The following is a 5,697-nucleotide window of genomic DNA, read 5'->3' as shown; positions in this document are numbered from 1 at the left end:
CGGCCGCGGGCGCCTCGTATGGCTGCAGGTTGGGTCAGCCCTGGAAGGGCTCCACGGCGACGACGGTGACCTCGATGGTCTTGCCGTTGGGCGCCTCGAAGCTGGTGGCCTCGCCGATCTTGCGGCCGACCACGGCCGATCCCAGCGGCGACTGCGGGCTGAAGACCTGGATGTCGACGGAGTCGTCCAGGCCCATCACCTCGCGGGAGCCGAGCAGGAACTGGTCGGTGTCGTCCTCGTCACCGAAATAGGCGACGGTCACCAACGTGCCGGGCGCAGCTTCGTCTGTGGCGGTTGCCTCCCCGACCTGGGCGCGACGCAGCATGTCCTCGAGCTGGAGGATCCGGGCCTCCATCTGTCCCTGCTCCTCGCGAGCGGCGTGGTACCCGCCGTTCTCCTTGAGGTCGCCCTCGTCGCGGGCACGCGCAATCTTCTCCGCCACTTCGGAGCGGCCGTCACCCTTGAGGTATTCGAGCTCCTTCGTCAGCTTGTCGAAGGCATCCTGGGTCAGCCAGATGGTCTCGTTCACGTTGTCAACCATCGGGCCAACCTATCAGCCGCGCCCCGCCCGGGGAGGTTCCGCGGATCCTTGCCGGGGCGCTTGCTCAGGCCGTCCGGCAGTCCTGGACGATGGCGGTCGTGGCCCGGTTCACGGTCTTCACGTTCACGACGTGCCGCTCGACCTTCTGGGTGCCGGGTTCGATCCGGGCCTCCAACCTGCCAACTCCGGCGCCGCTGGGTGCCTGCGCCACGACGGTGCAGACGACCGCTGTCCCCGGATCGGTCCGCTGGATCCGCAGCTCCACGTCCACCTGCTGGTCGGACGGCACGGTGAAGCCGAAGACGTCGGCGTCCACCGGCGGGTTCGCGTGGTGGAGCCCGGCCCAGACCGTCCACCCCAGTCCCAGTACCGCGAGCGTCGCGATGGCCGCCCGCAGCAGGCGGTGGATCGCTGGACGTTCCGGGTACCTGGCGGCAATGCGGGCTCGGTCGGCTTCGGTGGTGCTCACGCCCCCATTCTGCCTCTCCACTGGACGTGGCCCGCCACCCGTGTGTCGCGATGGTTTGATGGTCGCCATGTCGGAAGCCCTGCCCACTGGTCACCTGCGCCTGATGCACGTCCATGCCCACCCGGACGACGAGTCCAGCAAGGGTGCCGCGACGACCGCGAAGTACGTCGCGCAGGGCGTGGACGTGATGGTCGTGACCTGCACGGGTGGGGAGCGCGGCAGTGTGCTGAACCCCAAGATGGATCGTCCCGAGGTCTGGCATGACATCGCCAAGATCCGGGCACGGGAGATGGACGCCGCGCGCGACATCCTCGGCATCCAGCAGCGTTGGCTGGGTTTCATCGACTCCGGCTTGCCCGAGGGTGACCCCTTGCCGCCGTTGCCCGAGGGTTGCTTCGGTCTGATGGACCCGGAGGTGGCCGCCGAGCCGCTCGTCGGCCTGATCCGCGAGTTCCGCCCGCACGTGGTCACCACCTACGACGAGCTGGGCGGCTACCCCCACCCCGACCACGTGATGTGTCACCGGGTGACGATGGCCGCCGTCCGGCAGGCGGCAGACGCTGCGCAGTGGCCGGGTCTGCCGGCCTGGCAGGTGTCGAAGGTCTACTACCACATGACCTTCAACCGTCCCCGGATGGCGGCACTTGACGCGGCGATGCACGAGCACGGGCTGGAGTCTCCCTACAAGGAGCGACTGGCCAACTGGACCGACCTGGAATTCGAGAAGCGGATCACCACACGCGTCGACTGCGCGGAGTACTACGACGTCCGTGATGCGGCGCTACTGGCCCACGCGACCCAGATCGACCCGGACGGGCCATGGTTCGCAGTTCCGAGTGAGGTGCAGAAGAAGGTGTGGCCCACCGAGGACTACGAACTGGCGTTCAGCACGGTCGAGACCGAATGTCCGGAGGAAGACCTGTTCGCCGGACTGCGTCCCGAGTCGGAGCTCGAGAACTGGGTGTTGTGAACCGAACCTCTGTCAGGGGCAGTGGGGACGTCTGGGGTTCAGCCTCGCAGGTCCTCGACCTCGGCGGCATCGGCTGCCCGGTCGCTGGATCCGCCGCGCGTCGGGCTCACCGTTTCGCGCCCCCGGCGGCCGCCGCCCATGATGCGGCCCTCGTTGGCGTCCGCCTGGAAGGGGACGTCGATGTTGCGCATCTGCTTGCGGATGCTGCGGTAGGCCACCAGGCCGAAGGCCAGCATGAGCAGGGCAACGATCAGGGTCCAGGTGCCAGCGGTGATCAGCGGGGTCATGGGCAACACCCTACGCCGGGGCTCTGGCCGCCCAGGTGCCGGCTGTCGGAGGCCTACTAGGCTGATCAGGTGCCGAACCTCCTGAGCGACGCGACCAGCCCCTACCTCCAGCAGCACGCCCACCAGCAGGTGGACTGGCGGCCGTGGGGGGCCGAGGCCTTCGAGGAGGCCCGACGCCGTGACGTCCCGCTGCTGGTGAGCACCGGCTACGCCGCCTGCCACTGGTGTCACGTGATGTCGCACGAGTCCTTCGACGATCCCGCCGTGGCCGCGTTGATGAACGACAATTTCGTCAGCGTGAAGGTCGACCGGGAGGAGCACCCGGATGTCGATGCGGTGCTGATGAACGCGACCCAGGCTCTCACCGGCCAGGGCGGCTGGCCGATGACGGTCTTCCTCACCCCCAGCGGGCGTCCCTTCTTCGCCGGCACCTACTTCCCGCCCGTGTCCCGGGGCGGGATGCCGTCCTTCAGCGAGGTCTGCCAGGCGCTGGCCGAGGCCTGGACGCAACGCAAGGACGAGGTGGTGGCCTCGGCTGACTCGATCGTTGAGCAGTTGCGCGGTACTGGTGAGGTGGCAGTCAGCGATGACCTGCCCACCGCCCGGGAGACCCTCGAAGAGCTCGGCAAGACCTACGACATGATCCACGGCGGCTTCGGCACCGCGCCCAAGTTCCCGCCGTCGATGGTGCTGGACGCATTGCTGGTCAAGGGCGACCCCTCGAGCCTCGACATGGCCCAGTTGACCTGCGAAATGATGGCCCGCGGCGGCATCTTCGACCGTGTCGGCGGGGGTTTTCACCGCTACTCCGTCGACCAGGGCTGGGTGGTTCCGCACTTCGAGAAGATGCTCTATGACAATGCGCTGCTGGTTGGCACCTACAGCCGGTGCTGGCGTCGCACCGCCGACCACGACGGATTCCAGCGGGAGCTCTTCGAGCACGTCGTCTTCGCCACCGTCGAATTCCTGGAGCGCGAACTCCGCACCGAGGGTGGCGCCTTCGCCGCCAGTCTGGACGCCGACTCGGTCGACATCCGCGGCATGGTCGCAGAGGGCATCTACTACCTGTGGAACCCCGCTTTGCTCGACGATGCGCTGGGCGAGCAGGACGGGTCATGGGCGAGGCAGGTCTTCCACGTGCACGAGAACGGGACGATGGAAGGCGGGCTGTCCACGCTCCAATTGCGCGGCAACCCCGACCGGACCCGCCTGACACGCGTCCTCGAGACCCTCCGCGGCGAGCGGGACAACCGCTTCCCCCCGATGCGGGACGACAAGGTGGTCGCGGCCTGGAATGGCCTGGCGATCGACTCACTGGTCACGGCCGGGACGATCTTCGGCCAGTCCGGATGGCTCGAGCTGGCGCGGCAGTCGGCCGAGGCCGTGTGGAGTGTCCATGTCGACCAGGCTGCTGACACCTTCATGCGCACCTCTCGTGACAACACGGCCGGCACGACCCCGGCTGTGGCCGAGGACCACGGGGCACTCGCGCTCGGCCTGGCCCGGTTGGCGGGCGCGCTCGGGGACGCGGTGTGGTTGGAACGCGCCACCTGGCTGGTGGACCGCGCAGTGGCACGCTTCAGCGCCGACGATGGTGGCTTCTTCGACGCGGAATCGAGCGAGCACCTGTTCGACCGGCCCCGCGATCTCACGGACAACGCCACCCCTTCGGCCACCTCGTCCCTGGTCAGCGCCCTGCGCCTGGTGGCGCTGATGGCCGACCGCGCGGATCTGGCCGAACGAGCCGACCAGGCAGCCCGCACGACGTGGCCGCTGGTCAGCCACCACCCACGCTTTGCCGGCTGGTCGCTGGCCGACGCCCTCGTCCAGGAGGACGCGCGCCGTGGCCTGCGCGAGGGGACCTGCGTGGTGGTCGACGATGACGGCGACCCCCTGAGCCGGATGGCGATCGCTGCCTGGCGGATGGCCCCCGCCGGCTCGGCGATCATCGTGGGCCGTCCGGGGACCACTGGTTTCGCCCATCACTTCGACGACCGTGGCGCCCGCGACGGGCAGCCAACCGCGTATGTGTGCCGAGGCGAGACCTGCTTCGAGCCGGTCAACGACTACGCCGAGCTGAAGACTCCCCTGTGGAGTCGCTGCTGATCGTCCTCAACGTGGGCCGCGACGGGCAGACTGGCCCTGCCACATGATGTGGCGCCACAGGGAGGTGGTGCGATGACGCAGCAGCCGGGGGCAGGGCCTTCGCTGGTACGCGCGGATGACCTCCTCGCGCGCCTGGACGTCCGTTCGCGCCTGGACGTCCGTTCGCGCCAGGAGGTGTCGGAGCCGTTGCGCGAGGTCGCCCTGGTGCGGGCCGTGCTGGGCAGTGAGATCGAGCGCCTGTTGGGAACCAGTGACCTGCAGCTCTTGGACGCCCGTTGGCGCAACCTCGTGGTGGATGCCGAGGCGGACGAGGAGCGAGACCGCATCATGCGCGCCGTCGCAGCGCGCTCGCACGGTCACGAGTCCTGGTGGGAGCGCGGTAGACGCGTTCTCGAGGCAGGTATCGCGGCCCTGCTCCTCGGTTCCTTCGCCACTGCCGTGCTCTCCCGCCTGTCCGCAGAAGTGCCCGCCCTCAGCAACGCGCTGTCCTGGGCAGGGCTGAACGGAGCAACGCTGGGGTGGCTTGTCTCGGCGCTGTTCACCTCGGCCGTACTGGGACTGGTCGTGACCTGGCTCCATCTCAAGGACGAGGTGCGCACCGCCCGGTATGCACTGCATGCCGCGGGGGTGCTCGACAGCCCCACCTGGCCGGGGGTCCCGGTGCGCTCGCCCTTCGGCCGGCTGGCCAGGCTGTGGGCGCTTGCCGGAGTGCTGGTGTTGGCATTGGCGGCAGGGGCCGGTCTCGCCCTCAACCGCGCCGGCTTCACCGCCGGAGGAGGACTCGTCATGGTGGTGCTCGGCTTGATTGGCCTCCTGCTCGAGGTCGTCGCTTGGCGCCGGAGGAGCATCGACCAGGTTGCGCGTCGGACGCTGTTCATCGGCCCCGTGTGACGAAACGCCTAGTCAAGCCGGTTTCGTCACCCCGATTTTGCATTCCCGACAGGGAGGGGTAATGTTCTCCGAGCTGCCACAGAGCAGCAAAAACAACGAAGGGCCTGCAAGGGAACCTGGTTGTGGTGATCGAAAAATCGCCGAGTTGACACTCGCGAAACGGATCACTAAAGTAGACCGAGTTGCCCCAAGCGGAGCCCGAGAGGGTGAGGCGCGGGATGCACCCGAAACTTGAGAACTCAACAGCGTGCTTAAAGTCAATGCCAATCACACATCTTTTGATGTGTTTGAATCCTGTCGCCTGGTCTTTTGGCCGGGTTTGGGTTCCTTTGAGATGAAGATTATTGAGACCAGTTTTGGTTTCTTGGTTGGGATTCTTGCTTGAAGTGACGATGTCGAACCTTTCGGGGTTTGTGTCGATATTTTTCAACGG

At 67.5% G+C, this 5,697-nt stretch carries 7 protein-coding genes; 3 read left to right on the top strand and 4 right to left on the bottom strand.

The genetic code is table 11. From position 1 onward, the window contains the following. Positions 1–34: 34 nt before the first annotated feature. Positions 35–541, bottom strand: a complete 507-nt coding sequence (greA, locus tag ABD089_RS00035; RefSeq protein WP_343884100.1) for a transcription elongation factor GreA — start codon at positions 539–541, stop codon at positions 35–37. Positions 542–605: 64 nt separating this feature from the next. Further along, positions 606–1,010 carry a DUF4307 domain-containing protein gene (locus tag ABD089_RS00030; protein ID WP_343884099.1) on the bottom strand — a complete coding sequence of 135 codons (405 nt, stop codon included), beginning with the start codon at positions 1,008–1,010 and terminating at the stop codon, positions 606–608. A gap of 67 nt (positions 1,011–1,077) precedes the next feature. Between ABD089_RS00030 and mca the strand changes: the two genes are divergently transcribed. Then, positions 1,078–1,980, top strand: coding sequence for a mycothiol conjugate amidase Mca (gene mca / locus ABD089_RS00025; protein WP_343884098.1), 903 nt, complete (start codon positions 1,078–1,080; stop codon positions 1,978–1,980). A 38-nt stretch (positions 1,981–2,018) separates the two neighbouring features. On the opposite strand, the gene ABD089_RS00020 is transcribed toward mca, so the two are convergent. Continuing rightward, positions 2,019–2,267: a hypothetical protein gene (locus ABD089_RS00020; RefSeq protein WP_343884096.1), complete on the bottom strand. Its 249-nt coding sequence runs from the start codon at positions 2,265–2,267 to the stop codon at positions 2,019–2,021. A 69-nt stretch (positions 2,268–2,336) separates the two neighbouring features. On the opposite strand from ABD089_RS00020, the gene ABD089_RS00015 reads away from it, so the two are divergent. Next, the gene (locus tag ABD089_RS00015) at positions 2,337–4,373 is read left to right on the top strand and encodes a thioredoxin domain-containing protein (RefSeq protein WP_343884095.1); all 2,037 of its coding nucleotides are present in this window, start codon (positions 2,337–2,339) and stop codon (positions 4,371–4,373) included. 72 nt (positions 4,374–4,445) lie between these two features. Beyond that, complete coding sequence (locus ABD089_RS00010; protein WP_343884094.1) at positions 4,446–5,264, top strand: hypothetical protein; 819 nt, start codon at positions 4,446–4,448, stop codon at positions 5,262–5,264. Here ABD089_RS00010 and ABD089_RS00005 read toward each other — a convergent pair. Next, positions 5,248–5,697 (bottom strand): hypothetical protein (locus ABD089_RS00005; RefSeq protein ID WP_343884093.1); only part of this gene is annotated, 450 nt, incomplete at its 5' end. The genes ABD089_RS00010 and ABD089_RS00005 overlap by 17 nt on opposite strands.

Origin of the sequence: Luteococcus sanguinis (assembly GCF_039527675.1) — a bacterium.
In the GTDB taxonomy this organism is placed as follows: domain Bacteria; phylum Actinomycetota; class Actinomycetes; order Propionibacteriales; family Propionibacteriaceae; genus Luteococcus; species Luteococcus sanguinis.
Note: the sequence above shows the minus strand (reverse complement) of the source record. Positions and strands in the feature narration are given on the sequence as shown.

Bases quoted from the DNA above. Each gene is read 5' to 3' on its own strand.
- greA (WP_343884100.1), bottom strand. From the start codon at position 541: ATGGTTGACAACGTGAACGAGACCATCTGGCTGACCCAGGATGCCTTC.
- ABD089_RS00020 (WP_343884096.1), bottom strand. From the start codon at position 2,267: ATGACCCCGCTGATCACCGCTGGCACCTGGACCCTGATCGTTGCCCTG.
- ABD089_RS00010 (WP_343884094.1), top strand. From the start codon at position 4,446: ATGACGCAGCAGCCGGGGGCAGGGCCTTCGCTGGTACGCGCGGATGAC.
- mca (WP_343884098.1), top strand. From the start codon at position 1,078: ATGTCGGAAGCCCTGCCCACTGGTCACCTGCGCCTGATGCACGTCCAT.